At 46.8% G+C, this 15,271-nt stretch carries 11 protein-coding genes; 7 read left to right on the top strand and 4 right to left on the bottom strand.

Going from position 1 to position 15,271, the window contains the following annotated elements:
• Positions 1-253: 253 nt before the first annotated feature.
• From IPJ71_01250 to IPJ71_01275, 6 genes are all read left to right on the top strand, one after another.
• Positions 254-1,510: a hypothetical protein gene (locus IPJ71_01250; GenBank protein MBK7842312.1), complete on the top strand. Its 1,257-nt coding sequence runs from the start codon at positions 254-256 to the stop codon at positions 1,508-1,510.
• Complete coding sequence (locus IPJ71_01255; GenBank protein ID MBK7842313.1) at positions 1,504-1,851, top strand: hypothetical protein; 348 nt, start codon at positions 1,504-1,506, stop codon at positions 1,849-1,851. Before IPJ71_01250 ends, IPJ71_01255 begins: the two co-directional genes overlap by 7 nt.
• Before the next feature lie 14 nt (positions 1,852-1,865).
• Positions 1,866-3,245: a hypothetical protein gene (locus IPJ71_01260; GenBank protein ID MBK7842314.1), complete on the top strand. Its 1,380-nt coding sequence runs from the start codon at positions 1,866-1,868 to the stop codon at positions 3,243-3,245.
• A 33-nt stretch (positions 3,246-3,278) separates the two neighbouring features.
• On the top strand, positions 3,279-4,289 hold the full coding sequence (locus IPJ71_01265) for a tryptophan--tRNA ligase (GenBank protein ID MBK7842315.1): 1,011 nt from the start codon (positions 3,279-3,281) through the stop codon (positions 4,287-4,289).
• Positions 4,290-4,324: 35 nt separating this feature from the next.
• Positions 4,325-4,624 (top strand): hypothetical protein, encoded by a 300-nt coding sequence (locus tag IPJ71_01270; protein ID MBK7842316.1) that lies wholly within the window; start codon positions 4,325-4,327, stop codon positions 4,622-4,624.
• 75 nt (positions 4,625-4,699) lie between these two features.
• Positions 4,700-6,538 (top strand): hypothetical protein, encoded by a 1,839-nt coding sequence (locus IPJ71_01275; GenBank protein MBK7842317.1) that lies wholly within the window; start codon positions 4,700-4,702, stop codon positions 6,536-6,538.
• A gap of 45 nt (positions 6,539-6,583) precedes the next feature.
• On the opposite strand, the gene lpdA is transcribed toward IPJ71_01275, so the two are convergent.
• The 3 genes from lpdA to IPJ71_01290 all read right to left on the bottom strand — a co-directional run bounded on the left by lpdA (position 6,584) and on the right by IPJ71_01290 (position 12,318).
• Positions 6,584-7,996, bottom strand: coding sequence for a dihydrolipoyl dehydrogenase (lpdA, locus tag IPJ71_01280; protein ID MBK7842318.1), 1,413 nt, complete (start codon positions 7,994-7,996; stop codon positions 6,584-6,586).
• An 83-nt stretch (positions 7,997-8,079) separates the two neighbouring features.
• On the bottom strand, positions 8,080-9,387 hold the full coding sequence (odhB, locus tag IPJ71_01285) for a 2-oxoglutarate dehydrogenase complex dihydrolipoyllysine-residue succinyltransferase (protein ID MBK7842319.1): 1,308 nt from the start codon (positions 9,385-9,387) through the stop codon (positions 8,080-8,082).
• Positions 9,388-9,450: 63 nt separating this feature from the next.
• Positions 9,451-12,318 (bottom strand): 2-oxoglutarate dehydrogenase E1 component, encoded by a 2,868-nt coding sequence (locus IPJ71_01290; protein MBK7842320.1) that lies wholly within the window; start codon positions 12,316-12,318, stop codon positions 9,451-9,453.
• Between the two features lie 279 nt (positions 12,319-12,597).
• On the opposite strand from IPJ71_01290, the gene IPJ71_01295 reads away from it, so the two are divergent.
• Positions 12,598-13,452, top strand: a complete 855-nt coding sequence (locus IPJ71_01295) for a hypothetical protein (GenBank protein ID MBK7842321.1) — start codon at positions 12,598-12,600, stop codon at positions 13,450-13,452.
• Positions 13,453-13,456: 4 nt separating this feature from the next.
• Here IPJ71_01295 and IPJ71_01300 read toward each other — a convergent pair whose 3' ends face one another.
• On the bottom strand, positions 13,457-15,196 hold the full coding sequence (locus IPJ71_01300; protein MBK7842322.1) for a hypothetical protein: 1,740 nt from the start codon (positions 15,194-15,196) through the stop codon (positions 13,457-13,459).
• Between the last annotated feature and the right edge of the window lie 75 nt (positions 15,197-15,271).

The following is a 15,271-nucleotide window of genomic DNA, read 5'->3' on the forward strand; positions in this document are numbered from 1 at the left end:
AGGGTGCTCTGTTTTCTTACAAGGCTGATTTATTTTTAAATTCGTGATCTGATCCCCCCAAGTTGTTGTCTGTGAGCCTTGAATATTCCTCCGCATTGCGGCGATAATTGGCAATTGGGGCCAGTTCGTGTGACAATTTGAGGTCGGGCGGTGTTCTCAGTTGCTTGTTTTTTGATTGGATGAACACATCATGATCATGGGTGAGGCCAAAGGGGCGAGGAAACGCCATCTAATTAATTGAGAAGGGGGTTTTATGTCTTACAATCCGATTCGCGCTCAGCTTGAACCAAGTCTCGAACAGGCTCGGGCTGTTTGGATTAAAGCATTTAGTCATCTGAAAGAGATTTCGAAGGAGGGATGGTATCCTTCTCTTGTTATTGAAAGGCGTTATAAGAGAGATTTTTTAGTCAATAGCAAATCGGAGGCGATGTCGGAGAGGCTAAGCGAGGGGATTGTAGTTCGCATCTTTGACGGAGTGACGCTATTTGAAGAGGCGAGCTATGATCTATCAGAAGCCTCTGTTTTGGAAATGGTTCGTCAGTTGAATGATCGGGTCCGTATTCAGGGGCAGGCGGGTGAACGGGGAGAGGAAGTTCGTTTCTACCGGCCGTCTACATGGGCGGAGCGTTTGCAATTGTCTCTAGATCCTGAAATAACTCAACAAATACCGGCTGGGGTCAATCAGCAAACCTGGGTTCATTTCGGTACGGCTCAAAGACAGGAACTCTGGAAAACCAATGATGAGGTCATGAAGTTCACTCGAGATAACTTTGATCGTCTGCGCCAGGCTGAGGCGACTCTGTCTAACAGGCATGCGGCAAAAAAACCTGATTTTCTACAGGCGAGAGTAAGTTTGGAAAAATTGGATTTTATATTTATCGATGAGCAGGCTCGGATGAGTCAGAGTTTATTGAGAAACAGCCTGGTCGTTGCAGCTATCAAAGCGGGCGAAAGGGGTCATTCTGTTCAGGGAGGACTTGGTGGTCGAGAAAGCCTCGAGATGAGTGATAAGGAGATGTCTGAGGTCTACGAAAAATTGAGGAAGAGCTTGAATGCGGAGAAGATTCAACCTGGCCATTACAAGGTTCTCATGCATCCTTCTATTACAGGTGTTTTTGCACACGAAGCTTTTGGTCATTCCCAGGAGGGGGACACTTGGGCGCGCGGTCGTTCGAAAGCTCGAGAGCTTTATGAGAGCAAGGAAAAGGTGGGAAATCAACACGCCACGATTCTTAACAATCCGGCGATCTACCAGAATGGACCAAGCTCCTTTTCTGCCTGGGGATCGTACTATTTTGATGAAGAGGGCTGGTTAGCTCAAGAACATTGCTTGGTCAAGGAAGGGGTTCTGCAGAATCCCATGACTCACCTGATCTCGGCGGTGCGTTTGAATGTTCCACGCACGGCCAATGGCAAGAGAGAAAATGGACTCATGGAATCTACACTCGTCAAACAAACACTTATTTTTCTGCCGGTGACAAGACTTTTTCGGAGCTGCTGGCCATGGTAGATTATGGATTTTTTGCGGACCTGGCTTTTGGGGGAATGGAAGATCCTAAGGGGATGGGTATTCAGGTGGGCATGGCTTATGTTGAGGAGATCAAAGACGGAGTCTTGACCGGGCGTACATTCAAAGCTCCGAACGGCGGTGCCATTCAAATGACTGGTTATGTTCCCGATTATCTCGGATCGATCATCGCAAAATCAAAAATCGATGCACATCGCGAGGAAGTTGATGAATCTCAGCATCCCTGGAATGAAGTCGGAGGCTGTGGAAAGTACCACAAGGAATATGTGGCGGCTGGCTGCGGGGGTCCTTACATGTTGGTGGATAAGGTTTTACTGAGTTAACAGGGAGGGAATCGATGTTGCTATGGAACAGAACTGATCTGCTTGAGTGTCTCAAGAAAAACACAAGCCAACAAGGCAGGCCTTGGCTGCAATGGGCGTTAACTGAGCGTCAGGAAGATCGTCAGGAATTCTATTTGATTCAAAGCATGACTCAAAAAGTTGTTCTTGATCAGTCTCGCGAAGTTGAAGATCGATCGTTTAATTTGCGTCTTTACGTGCGTCGTTCAGATGGCAACAAAATGGGCGTTGCGGAGGGTCCTCTGTTTCAGAAATTAGATCTTCAAGGGCAGTTGGAGGAATTGGAAAAAAAGGCTTTGCTCGGTGTCGAAAGGGAATGGCTTTTCCCAAAGTCAGATAGAGATGATGAAGAGTCACAGCCGCCCTTGAAGGTTTATCCTCCACTTTTAGCCGAAATCAGAGATTGTTCTTTCAGAGTCTATCGAGACTTGGAGAAGGCAATTCAAAGAGCTGCAGAAGGGCAATTTAATTCAGGTGAACTCTTTGTTATTCGTGAGCATCGGGTGCGGACCTTGTCTTCTGGATTTTCGACAGAACAGATTGAATCAAAAATTTACGCAGAGGTTTGTTTCTCCTCACAAGATAAGGAATCGGGTCTATCCGAGGAGTTTTTAGTTACTCGATGGGCTTGCCACCCTGAGCAGCTTGATTTCGATAAAATGTGTCGGGAGTCGGCTCAATTTGCCCAGGCAAGTTTACGTACGGAGAGGCCAGCCTCTGGTGAGATCCATGTTTTACTTCATGCGGATGTTCTCAATTCACTTTTTCACGATGTTTTGAGCCAATTGAGCTCGCGGCAAAAATATTACCAAATGCCGTTTAAGCCAAAGGGATCTTCATTAATTGAAGATTTTAAGGGCATGCCATTTGTCATGAGGTTGGATCCGACTCTTGATTATTGCTTCGGAAGTGGATCCTTTAGTTCCGAGGGTTTATCTCAACGAAACAAGATCCTTGTTCAAGACAACAAAATTCAGTTCAATCCAACCTCAAGCCAGATGTCTCAATATTTAGGGGACGAGGTGACCACGGTTCTTGGAAACCTCGTTATTGTTCCAAGCAAGCTTGAAAGTAAGGACTCGTTAATAAAATCAGAGGACAAGGTTCTTGAGATTCTTCAGTTCTCTGGGCTTTTCACAAATTCGATGGATTTAACCTACTCTTCGGAAATTCGCCTGGCTCGACTCTATGACAATCGCACCGGCAAGGTGAGTTACATCAAGGGGGGCAACTTGTCCGGTCACTTTCCCACTAATTTTTCTTCAGTCTTGTGGGGTGGGGATGCAGTTGTTGAGAATTGGTTCGATGAGAGTGGGGGACACACCTACTTCGGGCCCGAAGTGGCCTTGATTGGAAATGTTTCGGTCACATCCTAAATGCCTTTCGAGGTTTAAGAAAGAGGAGACTTCATGTCCAGTTCCAAAATTGTTTTAACCGGAGTCAAACCCACCGGGCAGCCCCATATCGGAAACTATTTGGGGGCTATTCGACCTGCCTTAGCGATGGCTAAAGAGCCCAACACGCGATCCTTTTTTTTTATCGCAGATTATCACTCTCTCATTAACACCCACGATGCAAAAGTGCTAAATCAAATGGTTTACGAAGTAGCAGCAACTTGGCTTGCTTGTGGTCTTGATGCAAGTTCGACGGTGTTTTATCGCCAGTCTGACGTACCTGAGGTTTTCGAACTCAATTGGATCCTTTCTTGTTTTTCTGCGAAAGGCCTCATGAATCGGGCGCACGCCTACAAAGCCAAGCTAGCCGAAAATCAAGAAGCCGGAAAAGAGGATTTGGATTTTGGAGTGAATATGGGCCTTTTTTCATATCCTATCCTGATGGCCGCTGATATTTTGATGTTTGGAACTCATAAAGTGCCCGTTGGTGAAGACCAAGTTCAGCACGTAGAAATCGCTCGTGACATCGCACAAAAGTTGAACCGAACTTATAATTCAGAAGTTTTGGTAGTCCCAGAAAGTGTCCTACAAAAGGAGTCAAAACTTGTGCCGGGTTTGGACGGTCGCAAAATGAGCAAGAGTTATGGCAATACGATCCCCTTGTTTTGCGACGAGAAAGTATTGCGTAAGCTTGTGATGAAGATTAAGACTGACAGCTCCGGTCCGGATGAGCCCAAAGATCCGGACAAGAGTTTAATCTTTGATCTTTTTAAGGAATTTGCGAGGCCTGAACAGATTGTTGAATTTCGCCAATCTTATCTGGACGGAATTTCCTGGGGTAACGCAAAAGAAGCTCTCTTTCAAGCTATCGATGCCAGGCTCAAAGGTCCAAGAGAAAGATACAATGAGCTGATGGCGCATCGTGAAGAGATCGACCGTTTACTGCGAATTGGCGCAGATGAAGCTCGGGGAATTGCAAGTCAAAGATTGAGAGCTGTTCGTAAGGTAATTGGTCTTTCACCTTAAACATGAGGCGGAGGAAAATTATTAAAAAGCGATTCGTGATTTCCATTTTTGCAGGAATAAGCTTTTCTTGTTTGGCGATTTTTTGGTTGTTTTTAAAGGCCTCTTTTTCCCCAATTTCGGACTCCTCTGTCCTGACCTTTGCCCGCGATCAAACCCGCTCTAATGTTTACGATACAAAACATGAGGTGGATTGGGGGAAGCTCAAGGTAAAGGAACCTGCGTGGGGCAAGGAAGCCGTCGAGTCGATGCCGCTTTACCTTTCCTACAAGGAGTCCTTGTTCGCAAGGCAGAGAAATCAAATCGTTTTTGGAAACAGAAGAGGAAAACTTCAATAATTCAATCTCAATACGAGAAGTGTCAGCTGGGAAGCGAGTTTCCCTGAAGGATTCCAACTTTTTTCTACGCCAGTAGTGAGTAAGAATACGGGGATCATCTATGCTCTTGGGCGGAGTGAGGATTTTTACAGTGCCGAGAAGGGGAGCCCGCCAAAGAGTGGAATTATCGTGATAGCTGTTAATGCATTCACTGGGCGAATTGTGAGCCAACGTCAAGTTAACTTGGCTGAGATTTTTTCTCACTACACACCGAACGTAAAATGGGATTTAGATCCACGATTTGGACTTGTTTGTAAAACAGCCTTAGGATTGCGAGAGCAAGGAGAAAGCTCAGTCGTTTACTTCGGCTGCTCGATGACAAAGAACAACAGTTCACTGACTCCCTCGGACCGTAGACCTTACCGTCAATACAGGGGGATTCGAGGCGTTCTTTTGGGACTTGAAACAAACAAAAAAGGTGAATTGGCGGACAAAATGCCGCGTGCTTTTTTCCCGAGTGAATATCATCAGGACGATGCAATGACTGGATTTGACGGCGGAATATACTGTGCAGGAGGAGTCCCTCCAGTTCTGCCTGACGGAAGAATATTGGTTACGACTGGAAATGGACCTTTGCTCCCCAAAATGAACAACTTTGGTTGTTCCATTGTAAAAATAAATTCGGAAACATTTCAGCCAGTGATTAACAAGCCAGGTGAAGTTCCATTTATCAGCTTAGATATTAATGATTTTGAGGAATGTTATACATCGAATGCTGATTATTCATCTGGAACGGTTTCGGCATTGGAGGTCGGCCCAAATAAGTTTGTGGGTTTTCTCAGGGATAAAGTGGGAAATGTGGTGGCTTTTGATCCTGATAGAATGTCAGGGAATCATTTGTCTGGTCGAGAGGAGCTTGATGTTCGCAGGGATTTGGACATAGAGGGACTTCACTACGGACAAGGGTCTGTGCTCTTGGATAAGGATTCAAAGCCCAACCTTGTGATTCATCACCATCGGATCTGGCAGACTCGAAGAAGACTGTTGGCGACAAATGCGACAGAAAACACTCTGTCACGCCTGGGGTATGCGAGAGGCCGTTGTGTCGGATATGTTCGTGATAAGCCAGATGGACATGCCTTTTCACTGTACGAGTCCGGTCCTACAAATGGTGCCATTGTACTTGTCAATGAGTCTTTAGAAAACAAAGAGAGGATGACTTCTTCGGATGTGTCTTCCGTGGGTTTTGCAAAGGAGAAGTTCTATTGGGGAGTGGGAGGTCTCAAGCTTCCTTATCGAAAAATGTTGGAGCTTGGGTTTTCACCAACAAGAGCTTCGAATTATTCCAAATCACGATTTGACTTGGTTCCTCTGCATCTCATGGCAAATGTGGACGTTCGCACCTCGATTGTCAGCATGATTGAATCGCACTACCAAAAGGAGCCCGACTATAACGGAACCTGGAAGGTCTTTTCTGATGATAATGGATTCATTTTGCGACCAAAAAAGCCAGAAGAATTGAATGCCTGCCTTGAGAATGATGGCCTCGTGCCTTTTTACGAATACGAGAAACCTGAATCGGAGTTTCTGGGATTCAAGGTTTCGCGTCTTGTGTACGACGAGGGCTTGGGGCAACCTCGGTACCAGTGGGTTTATTCAGACGACAAACAGAGGTTTCTGCACTCGAGTTCCTTGAACACGATAAGAATTGTTGGCAGTCAGGATGGCTATGTTCTCGTTGCTGCCCACGAGCCCTATAAAGAGCAGGATTCTTGGCTGGTTGTCCTCTCTTTGAAAGATGGTCATCGCATTTCGGAGTTTCGTTTTTCAGGCAGCCATCACTTTTCTCAACCCCTTTTTACGGACCATGGAGTCTTTCTCTCTACCAGAGATCGTGGCCTGATCGCGGTTACTCAAGACGAGCTGGAGCTGTGACTTTTTGCTAAGGTAACGAGGCGGGGTTTCGCCTTCTTCACATCTTCACATCTGCCGAGCTCGACCGTCTACGGCCAAGGCTGCTTCTCGAAGAACTTCAGGAAGAGTCGGGTGAGCATGAAAGCTGCGGGCAAGATCTTCGGACGAAGCAGAAAACTCCATTGCTACAACAGCTTCTGCAATCAAATCACTGGCGCGTGGGCCGAGAATATGAACGCCAAGGATTTGATCTGTTTTCTCGTCGGCGAGGACTTTTGCCATGCCTTCTGTGCAGCCCAGTGCTTTTGCCCGACCATTGGCTGTGAATGGAAAAGTGCCGACTTTAAATTTAATTCCTAGTGCCTGCAGTTCTTCTTCAGTTTTTCCGACGCTGGCAAATTCAGGCCAAGTGTAAATCACTCCGGGCAGAGTGTTGTAATTGACGTGTCCTGCCTGTCCCGCAATAATTTCGGCGACAGCGACACCCTCCTCTTCGGCTTTGTGAGCGAGCATGGGTCCGCGGACGAGATCTCCGACCGCGTAAATGTTTCGAATACTCGTGCGAAAATGCTCATCGATTTGGACGACTCCTCTGCTATCTGTTTTGATCCCCAGACCTTCAAGGTTTAAACCATCCGAGTAGGGTCGGCGTCCCGTGGCGACGAGAACAACATCGGCTTCGATTGAACCTTGACCTTGATCTTTGAGAAGTTCGTATTTGACCAATGTTCTCCCTTGAGAAGGAGGCGTCTCCGCTCCTGTGACTTTGGCCTCCATAATGAACTTCATTCCCTGTTTAGCGAGGATCTGTTCAAGGCGTTTGCTGAGTTTGGCGTCCATGCCTCCGCAAATTTTGCCTGTGTACTCAATGATCGTCACTTCAGAGCCGAGTCGAAGCCACACCGAGCCCAGCTCCAAGCCAATCACGCCCCCTCCCACAACCACAAGTTTTTGAGGCACCGTTGGAAGGCAGAGAGCCTCAGTGGAGGAAACCACTGTTTTTCCGTTGAACTTCAAAAAAGGCAGCTCATTGGGTACGCTTCCCGTTGCGAGCATGATATTTTTCGTTTGAATGAGATTTTTTTTCCCGCTCTTGTCTGTGATTTCGACTTCGTTTGCGCTGATCAGACGACCGAGGCCTTCGATCGAAGCGATCTTATTTTTTTTAAAAAGAAAAGCGATGCCACCAGTGAGGTCACTCACGATTTTACTTTTTCTTTCCATCATCGTTGGGAGGTCGAGACTCAGTCCCTCAAGCTTAATTCCATGATGCGAGAATTCCTTCCGAGCTGCCAAATAGTGCTCGCTTGAATCGAGCAAAGCTTTTGAAGGAATGCAACCGACATTGAGACAGGTTCCACCGAGTGTTGGATTTTTTTCAACAACAGCCACTTTAAGGCCCAGTTGAGCTGCTCGTATGGCACCGACATAGCCCCCGGGGCCGGAACCAATTACAACCAAATCAAATATTTCTGACATACAAACTCCCTAATCTAATCCGACTGAGGTCCTGTTTTCGTTCGGGCAGAGTTCTCACCTGACGACGATCCCAGGCTTCCTATTTACAAATCAAGCAGAAGGCGTGAAGGGTCTTCCATGCCTTCCTTGATTTTAACGAGAAAACTAACACTTTCGCGTCCGTCCACGATCCGATGGTCATAGGAGAGAGCGACATACATCATCGATCGAATTTCAATTTTTCCATTAACGGCCATGGGTCGATCTTCAATTTTGTGGAGTCCAAGAATTCCGCTTTGTGGGGGGTTGAGAATGGGTGTGGACATCAGGGAGCCAAATACTCCACCGTTGGATATCGTGAAAGTCCCATCAGCCAAATCGTCCAATGAAATCTTTCCGTCTCGCGCCTTGAGAGCATAATGTCGAATGGCCAATTCGATTTCGGCTATCGAGAGTTGATCAGCGTCGCGAATCACCGGAACTAATAGTCCCTTTTCAGTGCTGACGGCGATCCCCATGTTGATAAAGTCCTTATAAAGAACCGAGGTCCCCTCGATTTCAGAATTCACCTGCGGAAAAGCCTTTAGAGCAGCCACTGTGGCTTTCACAAAAAATCCCATAAATCCCAGGCTGACTCCGTGTTTTTCTTTGAACGAATCTTTGTACTTCGCCCTCAGGGCCATCACTGCGCTCATATCGATTTCATTAAAGGTTGTGAGAATAGCAGCTGTGTGTTTGGCCTCAACCAATCGTCGAGCGATCGTTTGGCGAAGTTTTGACATTGGCACACGTTTTACATCGCCACTGGTTTTTACTTTGGATTGACTAAAAGGGAAGGACTCTGAGAGCGGGGATTGCATGGCTGTCTTTTCGCTCAGACTGGCATCCGATTTCCCCGTTTTGCCACCGGCCGGTACGACCTCTAAAACATCTCCCTTCGTGAGACGTCCTCCTTTGCCACTGCCGCTTCCAAGGGAGGCAGGATCGATTCCTTTTTCCGTCACAATTTTGCGCACCGCGGGGCTTAGGTGAGGAGAGGAAGGGCCGCCTGCTGCAGGAGCTCTGTGACCATTTCCATTTCCGTTGCCATTGGCTGCCGCCGACGCTGGAGTGGCAGGGGAAGGAGAAGATGAAGACAAGCCTTTTCCCTTCTGCGCTGAATCAGATCGAGGACTTCCCTCTGTATCTATTGTTCCGATAATAGAGCCAATCTGAACGGTCTCTCCCTCCTGAGCCTTTGTTGTGAGGGTCCCATCATTTTCAGCAACGACTTCAACGCTCGCCTTGTCTGTTTCAAGGACAAGGAGAACTTCATCGCGCTTAACGGCTTCTCCATTCTTCTTTTTCCATTCCGAAATTGTGGCTTCGGTAATTGATTCGCCTACCGCAGGAACTTTTATTTCAATTTTCACAGCGAAATATCCTTTTTTTGAAGAGATACCATTTATGGGAGCAGTGTACACTGCCTATTGGGATCAACTAAAGCACTTGTTTAAAATTTCGTCCTGTTCCTTTTGATGGGCTTTGGCAGAGCCTGTGGCGGGACTTGCTCGTTCTGTGCGTCCCACGTACTCCACCTCGAGTTTTCTGAGACCCAAATCATCTAAAAGTTCTCTCAGACGTGGCCCCAGCGTTAACCAAGCCCCCATATTTTTTGGTTCTTCTTGGGCCCAAATAATCTTTTTTAAGTTAGGAAAGCCATTTAAGAAAGGAGTCAGTTGAGTTCTTGGGAATGGATATATCTGTTCAATTCGAATGAGACTCGTCTTTTTTATCTTTTGAGGATGTTCATCGCGATATTTGTCGAGGTCGTAATAAAGCTTTCCTGAGCACAAAACTACTTTTTCAACGTCAGGGAGCTGAGTTATCGTTGGATCATCAAGTACTTCTTGAAAGTGACCCACCTCCATGTCCTCGAGGCGTGAGACAACTTTAGGGTGCCGTAAAAGGGATTTCGGTGACATGACAATGAGGGGTTTGCGGAAATCCCTTTTCATCTGGCGACGAAGGAGGTGAAAGAAATTGGATGGAGTGGTGACGTTACAGACTTGCATGTTCGTCTGTGCGCAGAGCTGGAGGAATCGTTCAAGTCGAGCGCTAGAGTGTTCGGGACCCTGACCCTCGTAACCATGTGGCAAAAGAAGAGTAAGTCCTGCGCTGCGCAACCATTTTTCTTCTCCGCTGGCGAGGAATTGATCGATAATAATTTGGGCTCCGTTGGCAAAATCTCCAAATTGGGCCTCCCAGATCGTCAGGAATGTCGGATCGCCAATCGAGTTTCCATACTCAAATCCCAGCACGGCCATTTCAGAGAGTGGAGAGTTGTAAACGCAAAACTCCCCATTTTCGGGATTCAATTGAGCGAGGGGGCAGAACTCACTTCCATTCTTGATGTCAAAATAGACAGCCTGTCGATGCGTAAAGGTTCCTCTTTTGCAGTCTTGCCCAGAAAGACGTACCGGCGTTCCTTCCAAGCACAGGCTGCCATAGGCGAGTAACTCACACATAGCCCAATCAAGCCGATTCGATTCGAGCATTTCCTTGCGGCTTTCTATGAGTTTTTTTGTTTTCGGAAAAAGAGCAAAATCACTTGGAGGGAGACTGACAAGCGCTTTGGCCGCCTTTTCTAAATCTTGACGCTTCACTCCTGTCGGTGTGGGTCTTTCAAAATCACTGGAGGTTCCGCGACGAAGGCCCTTCCATCGAGCATCGAAGGCGAGTGGCTTTGCTTCGGGTGGATTGGCCCTCGTGGAATTAAGAACAGCTTGGAGGTTATCAATTTTTTCACGATAAAATCCGTCGGCAAAATCAGCAGTTACATGAGCTTCCTGAACCAACTGATCACGATAGATTTTGCAGGTAGTTGGGTGATTCTTGATAATTTCATACATCAAGGGCTGAGTGAAACTGGGTTCATCGCCCTCGTTGTGTCCAAAACGTCGATAGCAAATGAGATCAATCACCACATCCTGCTTGAAGTCCTGACGAAATCGAAGCGCGATATCCATGGCACGTACACAAGCTTCAACATCATCTCCATTGACCAAAATGACGGGGGCTTTTACAGTTTTTGAGACGTCTGAGCTGTATTGAGTCGAACGGGAGTGACGTGGATCCGTTGTGAAGCCGACTTGATTGTTGACGATGATATGTATCGTTCCTCCCACCCTGTATCCATCGAGCTGTGACATTTGAAAGGTTTCGCTCACGACTCCTTGGCCTGCAAAGGCCGCATCACCATGAATAAGAACAGGCAGAACCTTACGTCTTTCAAGTGTGTCCTTGCGCTGGCGCTGCTTGGCACGCGTCATTCCGCAGACGACTGGATCAACGGCTTCCAGATGGCTTGGATTAAATGCGAGAGAGATGTGGCAAGGACCATTTTTGGTGATCTTATCGGAGGAGTACCCAAGATGATATTTGACGTCCCCGTCGAATCCTAAATCTTTATAAGCTGTGCCATCAAATTCTGAAAATATAACATCGATGGCCTTTTCCATAAAGTTGGCGAGGACATTGATTCGGCCCCGGTGGGCCATGCCGATCACTATTTCTTCAAGTCCCAGAGGGGTTCCGTTTGCTGCAAGCGCCTCAAGCATGGGAATGAGAGAATCTCCTCCTTCGATAGAGAATCTCTTGGTTCCAACGTATCGAGTGTGTATGAATTTTTCGAGGGTTTCTGTCCGTGCCAACTGGCAATAGATCTCTTTCTTTTCTTCGGTGGACAGAGTTGGATTCACCTGTTCTTCAAATTCACGTCGAAACCATTTTCTTACGTTGGGCGGACATTCGGCGAGCTGAGCAGTGAGGGTCCCGCAGTAAGATTGTTCAAGGCGGCTGAGAATTTGTCGGAGATTGGTTTCGCCGAGTCCCAAGGCTGTTCCCACGTGAAAAATTTGGTCTAGATCTGAATCAGAGAGATCAAAATGTTCCAAAGAAAAAGCCTCTGTTTGAGGCTTTTGAATTTTCAGGGGATCGAGATCAGCTTTCAAATGACCATAATCTCGGTAAAACTGAATGAGGTTGTAGACTCCCAACTCTTTCTTTGAAAAGCTATCTGCGGCCGGGGAGGTGGAGGGCGCTGCGGGCCCAAGGGACTGGGAGAATTCAAGGCCTTCAAAAAATTTCTGCCACAAAGGATCGACCTGTTCAGGGTTCTTGCGGTAGTCATTATAGAGATTTTCAATGTATTCCATGTTGCTGCGAGCCATGTAACTGAATTTTTCCAAAATTCTCCTCAACTCTTCTGTTCCAAAAATATGTCCCGCGGCGCACTGCCCTGACGAACGGAGGAACCCTTTTTGATGTGGACAACAAAACAATTTCCTAAAACGACATCCCATTTATATCAGGTAAAGTTAGGGTCAGTCAGGTTCATTTTCCAAAAAGTCACAAGACCATTTCGGCCGAAACGGCTGGCTGAGACTTTTTACCAGGAAGTTTATTGGCAAGTCTTATATTGTGGCATGGGGTTTGCTGGACCTTTTGACATGAAAATAATGAGGAATATACATTTTGTGTCCTGCATTGGGAGGTCGATTCATTGGATAGTTTACATCTCATTTGCGCTGGCCTCCTTTCATGTATCTTCTGGAGCTGAGAAGACTGTGTCGCGCCAACCAATGGAAATTCGTCTTTTTGAGAATGGTATTCAAGTCGAAAACTATAGGTATCTTGTAGAAAATATTATGCCTGGGGACGTTTTGATTTTTGATGGCCAGCGGCGCTTTGAAGTCGTCCGTTTTTTGGGAGCAGGGAATACGACTCGGGTGCTTGAGGTGAAACAACAGTCGCATCGAAAAACGCTTGCATTGCGGATACCAAAATTGCCGGGAAAAAATAGCTGGGCGATTCCTGTGCTTCCATACACTGAATATATAAATATCTATTTGGATGTTGCCCCGAATTTTCCCCTACTTGTTCCTCAAATTCATGATTCCCTGCGCGGCCAATTTGCGTTAGTCGACCTGATCAATGTGAAGTTCCTTTTAAGTGATGTGATCCAAAGCGAGATCCTCTACGAAATACACCAAACCACTAACTCGGAAGATATTCCAGCCTGGGGATATGAAAATGGGGTGCTTGTTTCTTCTCAGGATACAAAAAGAGCGTATGCGAGGCTTGCTGACCTAGACGTGCTTTTGGCGCCGATTTTAGGGATGTCCGATGTTGAAGCGAAGCAGCTTGCATTTGACGGAAACAGATGGTGGATCTTGGATTTCCTGGACGCGCGCCTTCTAGAAGGCACTCTCAGTATATCCCGAATAACATCGTTTCCCCTAGATTATCTTGTCTTGGTTCATAAACATTATATGGTCAGACCGGCAATTGAAGAACTTGGCCGAAGAATTCAAGCAGAAAGAATGAAAATTTTTGCCTCCGGGATCAATCCGTTAACGGGAGTCCCCTTACATATTTACTCCAGTCTCGACAAAGACCCGTGGGGTCAAAAATGCCAGGATTATCTCAAATATTAATTATTTATATGGTGCCCGGGGGGGACTCCGTTGTGGCCGGAGGTCTTGCTGGGGGGGCGCTGGCCGGGGGTGCACCAGCCGAATCTTTTGGTCCCGTCACGAGGGGGCAGTTTTTTCCGATGGCATATTGGAATCGCTTGGCCTGATCGTATGGCAGTGTGCGATGCTCAGTAGATGTACCCCAGGAGTTAATTGTAAGAAAAGCTGCTTTACTATCGTCATATCCCGTCACTGTCACGCAATGAAATGAGTGGCCTTCGGTGTCTGTGGTCATGACGATGGGTAAGGGACCCTTAGCCTCGTCTAGCATTTTTTTCAAAGAATTCACCCGGTCGTTGTCGCTGGCGAGATCTCTGTTTTTACAAGAGTCCTGGTTTTGGCTTGTTCCGCCGCCCAGCTTGAGCTTTTTCTTGTTTTCCAGTGCGGCCTTAGCACATTTTAAGAATTTCTGATCCGGTTTGTCTAAATATTCAGGTTCCGACACTTCGGCCAGGCGTTTCTCGTAACCTTCAAGGTCGTCCTCAAGCGACTTATTACCTGGCTGAGGGCAGAAAAGATCATAAGCCACCCCGGGATCTATTCCAAACTTTTCCCGCCAATTCTTCATCTCCTTTGCATCAAATTGAGGGCGCGGATTTATTCCTTTTGTCGCAGCAGTTGCTTTAGAACGAAATTGGGTTCCCCAATCTCTTGTATTCTTGTCATAGGGAATGTAATCATCTTCTGCACAAGCCCCAATGGCTTCCATAATTTTAAGGTTATCGCCAGGTTTCCATCCTGTTTTCAACATCTCATCAGAAGTTCTATGAAAGTCTCTTGGCTCGTCACACATTCTCTTCACGACCGAAATCATGGCAATCCAATTGGCGGAAACTCGAAATGGCTTCGCAGTTGGGGTTTTCGATTCCTTTGTGGCGCGAGCCATCGCGTTATCATAGACGCAGGTCAGACAAAATGCATGGCAAGTACTTCTTGCTCCTTGGTCACGAATGGGATCACAGGCATCCTGAGTGGCTAAAAAAGATTGAATGCCAGTGTCCTCTTGTTTGCTATCCTTCCCTTTCGCTTCCTCCTTCTTTTCCTCTTTCTCTTTTTCTTTATTTCTATTCCAAGGAAGCTGAGCGGGGGGTTCTTTTTTATGTTGTACACTCAGTTCGTTCACGCGGACCCAAAACTTGTCGCAGGCGTCTCGTCCCTTATCGGGGGCGTTCTGGCAGACATCTTTGATTCCGAGATCAAGATCTTGAGTGATGGCAGCATAATCATCCGCAGGGATTTGATTGCCCTTTCCTTTATCTTTGCAGCGCTCTGAAATAGTTTCTGTCGGCACTCGGCTGATACAAGCTTGTTGATCTTTCCCATAGATCTTTCCGCATTGGAAGCCATCAGCTTCGCCATTGCATCCTCTCCCGCGGGTGGGGCAAAGCCCATCAATCGTCGATCGAATCACTCCTCCGATGATGCACTTTGGCCCCCCCCAAGCGCCTTTTTTCGTGGCGGCAAAGGAGCGAGGCAGGATGGTGTCAAAGAGGCCGAACTGAGAGACATCCATTCCGTTGCGCTGAAGAGAGGACTCGAGTTCTGCGACCGCTAGCTGTAAACCTTTTGTGTAGGAAGTTCTCTGCGACCCCGTGAGTTGCTGATAGTTAGCAAGATTGATAAATCTGAAATTGGACTCTTTGGCCTTTATCGACAAGGCAGACAAAATTGCAAAGATAATAATCAAAAGCTTATTTTGAGTCATCAATAGACCTCTCCTGTGAACACATTTTCAAATGGATACGAGTATTGTATTCGATTCAGGTGTATCTGTTGAAAG

It is taken from the genome of Bdellovibrionales bacterium (assembly GCA_016714165.1).
Classification (GTDB): Bacteria; Bdellovibrionota; Bdellovibrionia; order Bdellovibrionales; family UBA1609; genus JADJVA01.